The sequence below is a fragment of the Anoxybacillus sp. TBDG-1 genome (assembly GCF_054815885.1).
Genome location: NZ_JBTZSY010000051.1, coordinates 1 through 15,053 on the forward strand (window position 1 = coordinate 1; position 15,053 = coordinate 15,053).

Annotated in this window: 14 protein-coding genes; 9 read left to right on the top strand and 5 right to left on the bottom strand. The window is 42.2% G+C overall.

The window, feature by feature from the left end; all coding sequences use genetic code 11:
• Positions 1-72: 72 nt before the first annotated feature.
• Positions 73-261, bottom strand: coding sequence for a 2-hydroxymuconate tautomerase (locus ACYQY7_RS12200; RefSeq protein ID WP_003397075.1), 189 nt, complete (start codon positions 259-261; stop codon positions 73-75).
• 131 nt (positions 262-392) lie between these two features.
• Between ACYQY7_RS12200 and ACYQY7_RS12205 the strand changes: the two genes are divergently transcribed.
• Together ACYQY7_RS12205 and ACYQY7_RS12210 are read left to right on the top strand one after the other, a co-directional pair.
• Positions 393-1,061, top strand: a complete 669-nt coding sequence (locus tag ACYQY7_RS12205; RefSeq protein ID WP_461202415.1) for a site-2 protease family protein — start codon at positions 393-395, stop codon at positions 1,059-1,061.
• Between the two features lie 17 nt (positions 1,062-1,078).
• Positions 1,079-1,585, top strand: coding sequence for a YwhD family protein (locus ACYQY7_RS12210; RefSeq protein ID WP_461202417.1), 507 nt, complete (start codon positions 1,079-1,081; stop codon positions 1,583-1,585).
• 138 nt (positions 1,586-1,723) lie between these two features.
• On the opposite strand, the gene ACYQY7_RS12215 is transcribed toward ACYQY7_RS12210, so the two are convergent.
• Positions 1,724-3,775 carry a transglycosylase domain-containing protein gene (locus ACYQY7_RS12215; protein ID WP_461202419.1) on the bottom strand — a complete coding sequence of 684 codons (2,052 nt, stop codon included), beginning with the start codon at positions 3,773-3,775 and terminating at the stop codon, positions 1,724-1,726.
• A gap of 175 nt (positions 3,776-3,950) precedes the next feature.
• Here ACYQY7_RS12215 and speE point away from each other — a divergent pair, with 175 nt between their 5' ends.
• Together speE and speB are read left to right on the top strand one after the other, a co-directional pair.
• Positions 3,951-4,778, top strand: a complete 828-nt coding sequence (speE, locus tag ACYQY7_RS12220; RefSeq protein WP_461202420.1) for a polyamine aminopropyltransferase — start codon at positions 3,951-3,953, stop codon at positions 4,776-4,778.
• A gap of 12 nt (positions 4,779-4,790) precedes the next feature.
• A complete protein-coding gene (gene speB, locus ACYQY7_RS12225; RefSeq protein ID WP_461202422.1) occupies positions 4,791-5,663 on the top strand; it encodes an agmatinase in 873 nt (290 codons plus the stop codon).
• A 189-nt stretch (positions 5,664-5,852) separates the two neighbouring features.
• Here the strand turns inward: speB and ACYQY7_RS12230 are convergent, their stop codons facing one another.
• Positions 5,853-6,422: a VanZ family protein gene (locus tag ACYQY7_RS12230; protein ID WP_461202424.1), complete on the bottom strand. Its 570-nt coding sequence runs from the start codon at positions 6,420-6,422 to the stop codon at positions 5,853-5,855.
• Between the two features lie 49 nt (positions 6,423-6,471).
• Positions 6,472-6,930, bottom strand: a complete 459-nt coding sequence (locus ACYQY7_RS12235; protein WP_461202426.1) for a hypothetical protein — start codon at positions 6,928-6,930, stop codon at positions 6,472-6,474.
• A gap of 239 nt (positions 6,931-7,169) precedes the next feature.
• Here ACYQY7_RS12235 and ACYQY7_RS12240 point away from each other — a divergent pair, with 239 nt between their 5' ends.
• The gene (locus ACYQY7_RS12240) at positions 7,170-7,607 is read left to right on the top strand and encodes a YwiB family protein (RefSeq protein WP_461202428.1); all 438 of its coding nucleotides are present in this window, start codon (positions 7,170-7,172) and stop codon (positions 7,605-7,607) included.
• Positions 7,604-9,274, top strand: a complete 1,671-nt coding sequence (gene argS, locus ACYQY7_RS12245) for an arginine--tRNA ligase (RefSeq protein ID WP_461202430.1) — start codon at positions 7,604-7,606, stop codon at positions 9,272-9,274. The genes ACYQY7_RS12240 and argS overlap by 4 nt, the downstream gene beginning before the upstream one ends.
• Positions 9,275-9,316: 42 nt before the next feature.
• On the opposite strand, the gene cls is transcribed toward argS, so the two are convergent.
• Positions 9,317-10,495: a cardiolipin synthase gene (gene cls, locus ACYQY7_RS12250; RefSeq protein WP_461202432.1), complete on the bottom strand. Its 1,179-nt coding sequence runs from the start codon at positions 10,493-10,495 to the stop codon at positions 9,317-9,319.
• Positions 10,496-10,582: 87 nt separating this feature from the next.
• On the opposite strand from cls, the gene ACYQY7_RS12255 reads away from it, so the two are divergent.
• From ACYQY7_RS12255 to ACYQY7_RS12265, 3 genes are all read left to right on the top strand, one after another.
• A complete protein-coding gene (locus ACYQY7_RS12255) occupies positions 10,583-12,721 on the top strand; it encodes a (Fe-S)-binding protein (RefSeq protein WP_461202434.1) in 2,139 nt (712 codons plus the stop codon).
• Positions 12,722-12,886: 165 nt separating this feature from the next.
• Positions 12,887-14,068, top strand: coding sequence for an acetyl-CoA C-acetyltransferase (locus tag ACYQY7_RS12260; RefSeq protein WP_461202436.1), 1,182 nt, complete (start codon positions 12,887-12,889; stop codon positions 14,066-14,068).
• A gap of 14 nt (positions 14,069-14,082) precedes the next feature.
• Positions 14,083-14,928 (top strand): 3-hydroxybutyryl-CoA dehydrogenase, encoded by an 846-nt coding sequence (locus ACYQY7_RS12265; protein WP_461202438.1) that lies wholly within the window; start codon positions 14,083-14,085, stop codon positions 14,926-14,928.
• Positions 14,929-15,053 lie beyond the last annotated feature (125 nt).

Consider the following 15,053-nt stretch of genomic DNA (forward strand, 5'->3'; position numbering starts at 1 on the left):
AAGTTCACGAGGAAAGTGAACTTTTTCTTGACGTCCTACTTTTTCAACACTTTGAAAGCTGACAGTCCCCTGTCAGCTTTCGTCGCTTAATCGCTTTCCGCCAATGGCGTAATGATTTTTAGACATTTCTTCAATAAAAACGACGATTTTTTCTTTTGGTGCACCTGTTGTTTCCGCAACAGCTTCTGTTACTTTTTCCACGAGCGCCCGTTTTTGTTCTTCTGTGCGACCTTCAAGCATTTTTACTGTTACATATGGCATCGCGATCGCCCCTTTCTCCTTTATTCGACAACTGTTATTATATCACGCATCGACCGTTGTCAGTAGTGCTTCCACCCGTTTTTCGTGTATAATAATCAGAAAATGAAAAAAGTTTGAAAAGGAGAAGGAACGTGGACCAATTTTTAGCATATCCAATTCGAGAAATACCGTATGTCGTGTTGGCGCTTGCGATTGCGTTTTCTGTCCATGAGTTTGCGCATGCATACGTAGCGTATAAATTTGGTGACCCGACGGCGAAACAACAAGGCAGGCTAACATTATCGCCGCTCGCTCATTTAGACATATTAGGGACGTTGCTTATTTTCATTGCCGGATTTGGTTGGGCGCGTCCGGTACCCGTGAATCGCGGTTATTTTCGTCACCCGCGTCTTGCGGGCGTTCTCGTTTCTGTCGCCGGCCCGCTCAGCAATTTGTTGCTTGCGGCTATCGGTTTCGCTTTATGGTATGCGATGATTCGCATCGGTGTATTTGATTTTATTCCGATATGGTTTCGTGATGGATTGTATCAGTTTTTTGAAATTTATATCGGACTGAATATTTTATTGTTCATTTTTAACTTATTGCCGTTTCCACCGCTTGATGGATATCGTATCGTCGAAGACTTGGCGCCGATGCATGTGCGCGCAAAAATGACGCAATTTGAAAATTACGGGGCGCTTATTTTTTTAATTCTTATTTTTACACCGTTAGATCGATATACGATTCAACCGATTTTCCAAGTCGCTATTCCAGCGGTTGCTCAATGGCTACAAAGTATATTTTCAACAATTATTTTGTAAAGAAAGGATGAACGATCGTGGAAGAGAAAAAAAAGCCGATGTTTAACATTATTAAGAAAGAGCCGAAAGTGCACGGAACGTTCGGAACAGGGGTGCTCAGTTTATCAAACGTCTCTCCAGTTATTATTGACGTTGAAGCAGGTGAAGCGTTTATTGATATGGGAGCGATGCATGCGCGCAGCTCTGTTGAAAAAGGAATTAAATTTACGCCAAACCGCGAGGAAGTACCAAACGGAAAGCCGTATTGGCTCGTATGGGTGACGGTCGATCAGGCGGAAGAAGGGGCGTATTATGCGGGGGTGACAGCGTGCGAAATGACGGTTGACCGCGAAGCGCGCCGCGGGTATAAATCGCTTCCTGAGCACGTCAACCGCATGGACAAATCATTAAAGCGCCATATTATTGTTGACCATATGGATGAGCGGTCAAAAGAAGTATTAGCTTCATTTTTACAGCAGCATAACCGCGACATGTGGGACCGTTCGGGCGAGGAGTTAAAACGACAACTTCAAAATCATGGATAAAATGTGACGGTTTTGTGAACGAAAACAGGTCTATACTTGTCGTTGAGTGGGAAAAGGAGTAAACTAAAGGTACAAATGTAACACATGATAAAACTAGGACACATAAACGCCCAAGCATATGAGCTTGGGCGTTTATGTTTAAAACCAATCGAACAGCCGTTTAAACCACGAATCTTTTTCTTTTTGTTTTTTCTTCTTTTTCTTTTCAGCTGGGTGGTCTTTGCAGTAGTCGGTCGGTTCGGTGCCGACGACATAGTAAGTTAACCGTTTTGTCGGACAAGCCGTTGTAGCCAGCTTGCCACTATGAGGATCGACATATACGCCAATCACTCCTTCTGGCGGTTCGAATGTCGCGACCTTTCTTGCGCGTAAACTATCTTCCATAAAATTGACCCAAATATGCTTCGCGTATTGTTTTTCATCTGTGCGATCAATCATTTCATCGCGGTCATATCCCGTCCAGACGGCTGTGACGAGCTGCGGCGTAAAGCCAATCATCCAGCTATCTGTTTTTGTCGTTCCTGATTTTCCAGCATACGGTCGAGTCATGCGCGGAATGATCGATTGCCCTGTCACAGAAGCATAGTCGTTTAACGTTGGGTCAAACATGCCCGTCATTAAGTGCGTCGTCACAAAAGCAAGTGCTGGGTCTAGTATTTGTTCATCGCTTGACCGTTGTTCATATAGCACTTTTCCTTCGTAATTTGTCACTTTTTTAATAAATACAGGCTCGACTTTTTTTCCACCGTTGGCGATGATGCTGTAGGCGCGTGCCATATCAATAACTTTAACGGGCGATGTGCCGAGGGCAAGCGACGGCACTTGCTTTAGTTTGCTTGTCATGCCGAGTTGTTTTGCAATACCCACAAGCTTTTCTTGTCCGAGCAACAAATGCGTTTTTACGGCGTATACGTTATCTGAAAGGGCAATGGCTTGGGCAAGCGTAATCGTATCGTTCGCGTAGTAGTTGTTAAAGTTGCGCGGCGTATATGTCGAGCCATCTTGAAGTGTAAATGTCGTCGGTTCACTACGTAATTGCGTCGATGGTGTAAATCCGTGTTGGAGGGCGACATAATATAAAAACGGCTTAAACGTTGAGCCGGGTTGACGTTCCGCTTGTGTCGCGCGATTGAATGGGCTTTTTTCATAGTCGCGCCCCCCGACAAGCGCTTTAACTTCTCCTGTTTTTGGCTCCATCGCCACAAGGGCTACTTGAATGTTTGATTGCGAATGAATCGTTTCTTTTATTTTTTCCTCTGCGATTGTCTGCATGTTGACATCGAGCGTTGTGTATACGCGCAATCCGCCCATTTCAATCGTTTCTTCATCGAGCCCAAGCACCGTTTTTAACATATGTTTAACGGCGTCTTGGAAATATGGGGCAATCGTTTTTGTTTTCATTTGCTCGCCGTTTGAGAAATGAAGCGGCTCGTTCGCAGCTTGTTTTGCTTCTTCTTTTGACAAAACATTCGTCTCAACCATCGCTTGCAAAACGATGCGTTGGCGCTTTTTTGCGCGCTCCATATCGACAAGCGGAGAATAGTAGCTCGGTCCTTTCGGAATGCCGGCAAGCATCGCCGCTTCCGCCACCGTCAATTCACGGGCGGACTTCCCAAAATAAAAGTTGGCAGCTGCCTCAATTCCGTATACGCCATGTCCGTAATAGATCGTGTTTAAATACCCTTCTAAAATGTCTTCTTTGTCATAGTTTGCTTCCAATCGAATCGTATATAACGCTTCTTGTATTTTGCGCCACCATGTTTTCTCATAGCTTAAAAATAAATTGCGTGCATATTGTTGCGTAATTGTGCTTGCCCCTTGCACTTTCGCCATTGCTTTAATATCTGCGATGATCGCCCCAGCAATTCGTTTCAAATCGAAACCGTAATGGTCAAAAAATTTTCGATCTTCTACTGCAATCGTTGCATGAATGGCATGTTCGGACATGTCGGATAGTTTAATCCAATATCTTTTCCCACCGTAATGATTTTCGCCAATTTTTGTTCCGTCTTCTGCATAAAAAATCGTTGATTGCGGAACGGCTAACGGAGGAGGGCCTTGCCACTTCGCAAATATAATAAGCCCTGCGATCGTGAGCGTGCATAATACGCTACCAACAAAAGCAAATAAAAGAAATAATCGCATATATTTAAACGTTCGTTTCCATCGTTCGATGGCGACCATCTCCATAGCCATCACCTCATTTTTTACGTTTAAAATTAGTATAAAAACATTTTTATTTTTTTAAACGTTTTCTAGCAATTTTTACTTGAAATTTTGCTAGATTGCTCTATACTTTTTCATGTTTAGCATTTTATTTTTTGGGCATGATAAGCGGTGCATTATTAACGAAAGGGTGTTCAATATGGAACTTTGGTTTACCGAAAAACAGACGGACAACTTTGGGATTACAGCACGAATTAAACGCACTTTACATACAGAGCAAACGGAATTCCAAAAGCTCGATATGGTCGAAACAGAAGAGTTTGGGAACATGCTTATTTTAGACGGAATGGTCATGACAACGCAAAAAGATGAGTTCGTCTATCATGAAATGGTTGCGCACGTTCCGCTATTTACGCATCCGAATCCAGAAAACGTTCTTGTTGTTGGCGGTGGAGACGGTGGCGTCATTCGCGAAGTGTTAAAACATCCGAGCGTGAAAAAAGCGACGCTCGTTGAAATTGACGGAAAAGTGATTGAGTATTCAAAAAAATATTTACCGGAAATTGCGGGTCAATTGGACGACCCACGCGTTGAAGTAAAAGTAGACGACGGCTTTATGCACATTGCGCAAAGCGAAAACGAATATGATGTCATTATGGTTGACTCAACAGAGCCTGTTGGTCCAGCGGTTAATTTATTTACAAAAGGGTTTTATGCAGGCATTGCGAAAGCGCTAAAAGACGACGGCATTTTTGTCGCACAAACAGACAATCCGTGGTTTAAAGCGGATTTAATTCGTACTGTTCAACGCGATGTGCGTGAAATTTTCCCAATTACACGTTTATATATCGCAAACATTCCAACATATCCGAGCGGCATGTGGACGTTTACACTCGGTTCGAAAAAATATGATCCGCTTGAAGTGAGTGAAGAGCGCTTCCACGATATTGATACGAAATACTATACAAAACAGCTTCATAAAGCATGCTTCGTATTGCCGAAATTTGTTGAAGACTTAGTAAAGTAAGGAGAGAAAACAATGCGATTTGATGAAGCGTATTCTGGCAACGTATTTATTAAAAGCCATCCAAATTTTGAAGAAAGCCAAGCGGTCATTTACGGAATGCCAATGGACTGGACGGTGAGCTACCGTCCGGGCTCTCGCTTCGGTCCAGCGCGCATTCGCGAAGTGTCGATTGGGCTTGAAGAATATAGCCCATATTTAGACCGCGAGCTTGATGAAGTGAAATATTTTGATGCAGGTGATATTCCTTTACCGTTTGGTAACGCTCAGCGCAGTTTAGACATGATTGAACAGTTTGTCGATCGCATATTGGAAGCAGGAAAATTTCCGCTCGGTCTTGGTGGCGAACATCTAGTATCTTGGCCGGTCATGAAAGCCGCGTATAAAAAATATCCAGACTTAGCGATTATTCATATAGATGCTCATGCGGATTTACGCGAGCATTACGAAGGCGAGCCGTTATCGCACTCTACGCCAATCCGTAAAATTGCGGAGCTTATTGGACCGAAAAATGTATATTCTTTCGGCATTCGTTCTGGAATGAAAGAAGAATTTGAGTGGGCAAAAGAAAACGGCATGTATATGGCGAAATTTGACGTGCTTGAGCCGTTAAAAGAAGTGCTCCCGACGCTTGCAGGCCGTCCGGTATATGTCACAATCGACATTGACGTATTAGATCCAGCGCATGCGCCAGGAACAGGAACCGTCGATGCAGGTGGCATTACGTCGAAAGAACTATTGGCTGCCATTCACGCCATCGCTCGTTCAAATGTGCGCGTTGTTGGAGCAGATTTAGTTGAAGTTGCACCTGTGTATGACCATTCTGAACAAACAGCCAACACAGCAAGCAAGCTTGTACGCGAAATGCTTCTCGGTTGGGTCAAATAAAGACGAAAATCCCTGTCTGCGCGACAGGGATTTTTCAATAGGTAGAGAAAGTATAAAATTTTACGATTAGGAGGATTACTGTCTAGCTCCAGGCCCCATCAGTGTCATGTGTTCTGTCCCCTCTTTTAGTTGTAACATATTCATTATGGGAAACAAGGGCAATACTTTTTTACTTTTAGGTAGTTTTGTTTATCGCTCATTATGATGAATAATAAAGTTGACGAGTGAACTTCTTTTTATGTCTTTATTAATCCTAGAGTAATTTTCTACAAGCAAAACAAGTATACGATATAAATAGTAACCGATCCAAATACCGAATGTATTCATTAAAATGTCATTAATATCTACAATTCGTTCGGAATATGATGTTAGAATAAATTGAAGTAACTGTAACCCTTCAATGACAATAGGAACAAGGATACTCCAAAGGATCTTTTCTTTGGAATTTACTTTTTTTATAAAAGGAAATATGAACCCAAAAGGAACGGTCATAAAAATATTCAGAATATAATTGATAGGTGAGCGATCTAGGTTAATAAAAGGTACGACATTTATTATTTCATCTATGTTTTGCTCAAAGGAATCACCTAAAAACAAGGTGATAGGGAATTGTGTATATTTAATTAATAAACATACATAAAGAAAGAAAGACGATAAAAAAAAGAATCGTATATGTTCTTTTCTGAATTTTATCCATATAAATACAACACCTATAGCAAAAAAAATAACAAAAAGCGATCCTTGGAAATATATTCTCATAAAATACCACCTTAGAAGAAATGGTTTTAATAAAAAGTTTAAAGGGTTTCTATGGTGTAGATAATTTGCCGCTACCGACTATTTTCCATCCATTATTGCTTTTTACTATAACTAAATAGTATCTCGAAGAATCAGAATCTAATTTTGATGGAAAAGATTCTTTTATTTTTGCCACATTACTTTTATCATTGTTTTTTGATACATAATGATTCACACACCCGTAGCTAGTATCAAACCCTGTTTTTTCTCTGTAAAGACAATAAGTTACTGTTTCTCCTGGCGGGGTGATGCCATCAGCCCAGTTTTCTTTGCTACCATTGTAAAAAGCGTGACCATCTATTGTAGCTGTTCCTTTGTTTAAAGTGTGATATATTCCGTTAGCTTTTCCATCAACTATATAAACAGCACTATAAGAATAAGAAGAGGATATTGCCGATACAATTATAGGAGTTAGCGTCACAATCGATATGACTAACATCATAGATATTGTAAAAATTCTTGTTTTCATCATTCGACCTCCTAAAATTTCTTTAATTTTCATCTTCATTATAAAATTTTTTTCTATACATGTATATCCGTATATTCCACAATTTATCATTTTAAATTTTATGTAAACCATATTTTTAACATCGTATATATTTTTTATCAAACATGGACAATTGTTATTTTCTTGTGTTCGGTAGCGAGCTATTGCATGTATTCCCCTCTTTTTCTATACTTATCTACAGTCACAACAACAGCGAGGATGTGGGGAAGGTGAACGGAATACCGATACAACTAAAGCAAGTGACAGAAATTCGCGACGGCGTGCGAAAAGAAATTGTTGTCATCGAGGCAAATGGTTTATACTACTTAAAAGGAGATGCGACGTATGTGACGTTTGAAGAGACGCATGGAGGAGAAACGATTAAAAACGTCGTAAAAATCGCCAATGATGAAGTTGTCGTGCTTCGCTCTGGAGCCATTTCGATGCGCCATACGTTTCGCAAACAATCGGAAACGATCGGCACGTACGAAAGTCCGATGGCGCGCTGGGAAATAAAAACAAAAACAGAACAAGTATTGTATCAGTATAACGAGAAAACGAAAAAAGGGCAGTTGTTTTTTTCTTACATACTTCACTTATCAGGGAAACATGTTGGTCGTCATGCGGTGACGATTTCGTTTAAGGAGGCAAAGAGATGAATATTGTTGAACAAATGAAACAAAAGTTAAAAGAAGAAATAAAAGAAGCGGTCATTCGTTCAGGGGTCGCGACAGAAGCGGACGTTCCAAATGTCATTTTAGAGACGCCGAAAGATAAAGCGCACGGCGACTATTCAACAAATGTCGCGATGCAATTAGCGCGCGTTGCGAAAAAGGCGCCACGTATGATTGCGGAAGACATCGTTCGTCATTTTAACGGTGAAGCGGTATTCGTTAAAAAAGTAGATATTGCTGGACCAGGATTTATTAATTTTTACATGGACAATCGTTATTTAACAGAGCTCGTTCCTGCGATTTTACAAGCAGGGGACGCATACGGTGAAACAAATGTCGGTCAAGGTCAAAAAGTGCAAGTCGAGTTTGTTTCAGCAAACCCGACAGGTAGTTTACATTTAGGTCATGCGCGTGGGGCAGCTGTTGGCGATTCGTTATGCAACATTTTGAAAAAAGCAGGCTTTGACGTGACGCGTGAATATTACATTAACGATGCTGGCAATCAAATTGCCAATTTAGCCAAGTCGGTCGAAGCGCGTTATTTTCAAGCGCTTGGCATCGATAAAGATATGCCGGAAGACGGCTACTTCGGTGAAGATATTATTGAACTAGGGAAAAAGTTAGCGGAACAACACGGAGACAAATTTGTCGCGCTCGATGAACAAGAACGGCTTCAACAGTTCCGTGAATATGGATTAGCGTTTGAAATGGATAAAATTAAAAAAGATTTAGCGGACTTCCGCGTCACATTCGACGTTTGGTATTCCGAAACATCGCTTTACCATAACGGGAAAATTGAGAAGGCGCTTGAAACGTTGCGTGAAAAAGGACATATTTACGAACAAGACGGCGCGACATGGTTCCGCTCGACGACATTCGGTGACGACAAAGACCGCGTGCTTATTAAGCAAGATGGAACGTACACGTATTTATTGCCGGACATTGCATACCATCAAGATAAACTTGAGCGCGGATTTGAAAAAATTATTAACATTTGGGGCGCGGATCATCACGGCTACATTCCGCGCATGAAAGCAGCGATTGCTGCACTTGGATATGATCCAGACGTATTAGAAGTTGAAATTATTCAGCTTGTCAGCTTATATCAAAACGGTGAAAAAGTGCGCATGAGTAAGCGAACAGGAAAGGCTGTTACGTTGCGCGACTTAATGGAAGAAGTCGGATTAGATGCCACGCGCTATTTCTTTGCGATGCGTTCATCGGATACGCATTTAGATTTCGATATGGACTTAGCGGTGTCGCAATCGAACGAAAACCCTGTATATTATGCACAATATGCCCATGCGCGCGTATGCAGCATGCTTCGTCAAGGCGAAGAACAAGGGCTATCTTATAATGGTGAACTATCTTTCACATACGAATTGGCAGAAAAAGAAATTGACTTATTGAAAAAGCTAGGGGAGTTTCCTTCCGCTGTGGCAGAGGCAGCCGTAAAACGTTCACCACATCGGATGACGAACTACATTTTCGATTTGGCATCGGCGCTTCATAGTTTTTACAATGCTGAAAAAGTGCTTGATGCAGCGAACGTTGAAAAAAGCCGTGCCCGCCTCGCGCTCATGAAAGCGGTGCAAGTTACATTGAAAAATGCTTTAGCGCTTGTTGGTGTACATGCCCCTGAAAAAATGTAATACGAAAGAGGGTGTCCCCAAATGACGGGGCACCCTTTTTCATTACAATAACGGAGACATCCATGTCGCAACTCCTTCTTTTAGTCGATGAAACCAAGATTGCTTACGAAAATATTCCGCTGTCAACAACATCGATGTGTCGATGTCGCGGGCGATTGTTTGTTTCACATGTTGAATGAACGATTTGTCATATATATAACAATTCATTTCGTAGTTAATAAACAAACTGCGACGATCAAAATTTGCTGTGCCAATATCACATAAATGATCATCAATGACGATCACTTTTGTATGGTAAAATCCGTTATAAAACTGATAAATACGCGCCCCTGTGCGCAAAAGTTGACGAAAATACGGATATGCGGCTTCTTTAACAAACGGATGATCCGCTTGCATCGGCACAATAATCGTTAGTTGAACGCCTCGTGTCATCGCTTCAAGAAGGGAATGCATAATTTTTTTACTCGGAATAAAATATGGTGTCCCGATGATGATTTCCTGTTTTGCTTGTTTGATGAGATGAATAAACTCTTCTTCTAAATATTTTCCGTCTGTTGGAATAAAGCGATGTTTCATCTTCCCTTTTTGAAGAGGCGGAAAATATCGCTCATTGTCTCCAAACGATTGCCCCGTTGCCCTCGTCCAATCTTCTTGAAATTGTTGTTGTAAATCATGAACACCTTCACCTGTGATTTTTAAATGATAGTCGCGCCAATGACCAAACTTCGGATCTTGACCGATATATTCTTTTCCGACATTAAATCCACCTAAGTAGCCGATTTTTCCATCAATGACCGTAATTTTGCGATGATTGCGCTCGTTCAATTTGTAGAAAAAAAACGGCAACATCGGACGGTTCGCAAAAGCAAATTGCCCACTTTTTTGTCGGAGGGAAGTCGGTAACCCGAAGCTGCCAACCCAATCGACGAGCAGGCGCACTTCTACCCCTTCGTTTACTTTTTGTTCAAGTAAAGAAAAAAACCGCTGCCCGATTTCATCATTACGTACGATATAAAATAAAATGTGAATATGATGTTTCGCTTGCTCTAACTCTGCAAAGTAATCATCGAACAGCGTTTCCCCCGTCGTAAATAGCGTCATATCGCTTTGTCGCTCGACGCCGATTTTTTTCCGTGCCGCAGCTTTTGAAACTTTGTTGCCCCAATTGTAGTCAAGAAAAAGAAGAAACAATAAAATGATGACAATTACGAGCCAGCGCATGCCCTCACTCCTTTCGTTGTTGTAGTTTCCCCAAAAAGAAAATAAAAAATAAGAAAAAATATTGACTGAATGCTCATTCATTATATAATGAAAGTAAGTTTGTTCAGAAAATTTATTTTATTTTTACAACAAAGGGGGAAGAGTATTGTGCTTTGGTTGAACTGGATTGCTTTTTTGCTTGTGACAGCGTACGCCGTTCATTTATTCGTCTATCTCGTTAAAACGCGCATTGCGTATATTAAACTAGGGAAAAAAGTTGAGTTTGATGGAAAAGTAAAAGAGCGTTTACAAAACATATGGGTGAACGTTTTTGGGCAAAAAAAGCTGTTAAAAGATAAAAAAAGCGGTATCATTCATGTCATGTTTTTTTACGGTTTTATTCTCGTTCAGTTCGGAGCGATTGACTTTATCATTAAGGGACTTGTACCGGGAGCGCACTTGCCGCTCGGACCACTTTATCCAACGTTTACGTTTTTCCAAGAAATTGTCACATTGCTTATTTTAGTGGCGGTGTTATGGGCGTTTTATCGTCGTTACATTGAAAAGCTTGTCCGCTTAAAACGTGATTTCAAAGCGGGACTTGTTCTTATTTTTATCGGTGGGCTTATGCTTTCTGTACTGTTTGGAAACGGCATGGGGCGCATTTGGCATAACGAAGGAACGTCATGGAGCGAACCTGTCGCTTCTGCGATTGCACTTGCGTTTAGTTGGGTAGGAGAAACAGGAGCTGCTATATTGTTTTTTGTCGCTTGGTGGGTGCACTTGTTGATTTTATTAACGTTTTTAGTGTATGTTCCTCAATCGAAACATGCGCATTTAATCGCTGGACCAGTGAACGTCTTTTTCAGCCGATTAACGAGACCGAAGCTTGAGAAAATCAACTTTGAAGATGAAACACAAGAATCATTTGGCGTTGGGAAAATTGAAGACTTTAAGCAAACGCAACTGATCGATTTATATGCCTGTGTCGAGTGCGGGCGTTGTACAAACATGTGTCCGGCAACAGGAACAGGAAAAATGTTATCACCGATGGATCTCATTTTAAAATTGCGTGACCATCTAACAGAAAAAGGCGCAGCCATTACATCGAAAGCCCCTTGGGTGCCAACGTTTGCGTTTGCGAATACAAAAGGAAATCAACTTGCTTTCATGGCGCAAGGAATGCAAGAGCAAGCGGCGACAATCGAAATGCCCAACTTAATTGGCGATGTTATTACAGAAGAAGAAATTTGGGCATGTACGACATGCCGCAACTGTGAAGACCAATGCCCAGTCATGAATGAACACGTCGACAAAATTATTGATTTGCGTCGTTACCTCGTATTAACAGAAGGAAAGTTGAACCCAGATGCACAGCGCGCGATGACAAATATCGAACGTCAAGGCAATCCGTGGGGGCTGAACCGAAAAGAAAAAGAAAACTGGCGCGAGTTGCGTGAAGATGTACGCATTCCGACAGTGAAAGAAATGCAAAAAGCAGGCGAAGAATTCGAATATTTATTATGGGTTGGCTCGATGGGGTCGTTTGATAATCGAAGCCAAAAAATTGCGTTAGCTTTTGCGCGCCTATTAAATGAGGCAGGTGTGAAGTTTGCGATTTTAGGCAACAAAGAGAAAAACTCTGGTGATACGCCACGCCGTTTAGGAAATGAATTTTTATTCCAAGAATTAGCAACAGCAAATATTGCTGAATTCGAAAAAGCAGGTGTGAAAAAAATTGTGACGATCGATCCACATGCGTATAACACATTTAAAAATGAATATCCAGATTTCGGATTTGAAGCAGAAGTATATCACCATACAGAATTACTAGCAAAACTTGTGGAAGAAGGTCGCCTCGTTCCGAAATATGAAGTAAACGAAGTCGTTACATTCCACGATTCATGTTATTTAGGTAGATATAACGACGTATACGATGCACCACGTCAAATTTTGAAGGCGATTCCAGGCGTGAAGCTCGTTGAGATGGCGCGCCATCGTGAGACAGGCATGTGTTGCGGTGCTGGTGGCGGATTAATGTGGATGGAAGAAACGACGGGTACGCGCATTAACGTGGCGCGCACAGAACAGGCGCTAGAAGTGAATCCGACAGTCATCAGCTCTGGCTGTCCGTACTGTTTAACGATGTTATCGGATGGAACGAAAGCAAAAGAAGTAGAAGAAAAAGTCGGCACGTATGATGTTGCAGAGCTGTTAGAAAAAGCTGTATTTGGACCTGATCATTAAAAATTCTAAAAAAAATAAATAGTTTTATTTTTAAGATATTTTCAGTATAATGAAAGCAACAGGAAGGTGTACGGTTTCGTGCGCCTTCTTTGCCCGTCCATAATTGAACGAGCGTTCGCTCAATATTTTTGGAAGGGCTTTCTTATGAAGGGGAGGAGGAAAAACATGGGGAAAACGGTCATTGTTAGTGGGGTACGTACGCCATTTGGGAAATTCGGAGGAAGTTTAAGTGCATTGAGCGCCGCACAGCTTGGAGGCATGGCGATCAAAGAGGCGCTCGTGCGTGCAAACGTTCGTGTAGAAGATGTCGATGAAGTCGTTTTTGGTACGGTATTGCAAGGTGGACAAGGGCAACTGCCGTCGCGGCAAGCGGCAAGAGAAGCGGGAATTCCGTGGGAGACGAAAACAGAAACGATTAATAAAGTATGCGCCTCAGGGATGCGCAGCGTCACGCTCGGTGATCAAATGATTCGTGCTGGGGATGTGGATGTGATCGTTGCAGGTGGAATGGAATCGATGAGCAATGCACCGTATATATTACCGAAAGCACGTTGGGGGCTGCGCATGGGCGATTCGACGGTGAAAGATTTAATGGTATATGACGGATTGACATGCAGCTTCACAGGCGTGCATATGGGCATTTACGGAAGCGAAACGGCGAAAGAGTTAGGCATTACGCGCGAGGAGCAAGATCGCTGGGCGTATCGAAGTCATCAGTTAGCTATTGCAGCGATAGAAAGCGGCAAGTTTGCCGAAGAAATCGTTCCTGTTACTATCTTGCAACGAAAAGGAGAGCCGATCACGGTAGCGATTGATGAATCGCCACGAAAAGATACATCGCTTGAAAAATTGGCGAAGCTTGCGCCAGTTTTTGACCCAACGGGCACCATTACTGCAGGAAATGCGCCGGGCGTAAATGACGGAGCTTGCGCGCTCGTATTAATGAGCGAAGAGCGCGCGCAAAAAGAAGGACTTACTCCGCTTGCGACGATTGTTGCTCATACGGCCATTGCGGTCGAGGCAAAAGATTTCCCAAAAACGCCAGGCATCGTCATTAATGAATTGTTGCGCAAAACAGGAAAAACAGTAAACGACATTGATTTATTTGAAATTAACGAAGCGTTTGCGGCTGTCGCTTTAGCAAGCATGAAAATTGCCGACTTGCCAGAAGAAAAAGTAAACGTGAACGGCGGCGCTATTGCGCTTGGACATCCAATCGGGGCAAGCGGGGCGCGCATTGTTATTACGCTCATTCACGAATTAAAACGCCGTGGCGGTGGTCTTGGCATTGCAGCGATTTGCAGCGGTGGCGGTCAAGGCGATGCAATTATGATTGAAGTTCATTAATGGGGGATGGGACGATGAAAAAAGTAATGGTTGTTGGTGCTGGTCAAATGGGATCAGGGATTGCTCAAGTATGCGCCACAGCGGGATATGACGTCATTTTAAACGACGTCAATGAAGAGCGAGTGCAATGGGGGCTGAACAATATCGCAAAAAGCATCAATAAATTTGTTGAAAAAGGAACATTAAGCGAACAACAGCGCGATGAAGCGATGAGCCGCATTCGTACATCGACAACTTTGCGAGATGGAAGCGATGTCGATGTCGTTATCGAAGCAGTTGTTGAAAATATGGATGTGAAAACAACGTTGTTTTCACAGCTAGACGAAATCACCCCTCCGCATGCCATTTTAGCAACAAATACGTCTTCACTACCGATTACAGAAATTGCCGCAGCAACGAAACGACCAGAAAAAGTGATTGGCATGCATTTTATGAATCCGGTACCGATTATGAAGCTCGTTGAAATTATTCGCGGTCTCGCAACAGCTGATGAAGTGTATGAAGCGATCGAACAAATGACAAAAACGTTAGGAAAAGTACCGGTTGAAGTGAACGACTTCCCGGGGTTTGTTTCCAATCGTGTATTAATGCCGATGATTAACGAAGCGATTTATTGTTTATACGAAGGTGTCGCGACGAAAGAAGCGATTGACGAAGTGATGAAACTTGGAATGAATCATCCGATGGGACCGCTCACCTTAGCGGACTTTATCGGCTTAGATACGTGCTTATACATTATGGAAGTACTTCATGATGGGCTTGGTGATGACAAATATCGCCCGTGTCCGCTTTTGCGCAAATATGTGAAAGCTGGTTGGCTCGGACGAAAAACAGGGCGGGGATTTTACACGTACGAATAAAGGGGTTAGTAACTGTTAAAATGTTTTTGTGAAAATCCATAACACTCTATATACAATTTATAAAAAATTACAAGGCAAAAGAGCCAATAAAGCCAAGAAAATGATGAAGGAGCTGACCGGAAGTG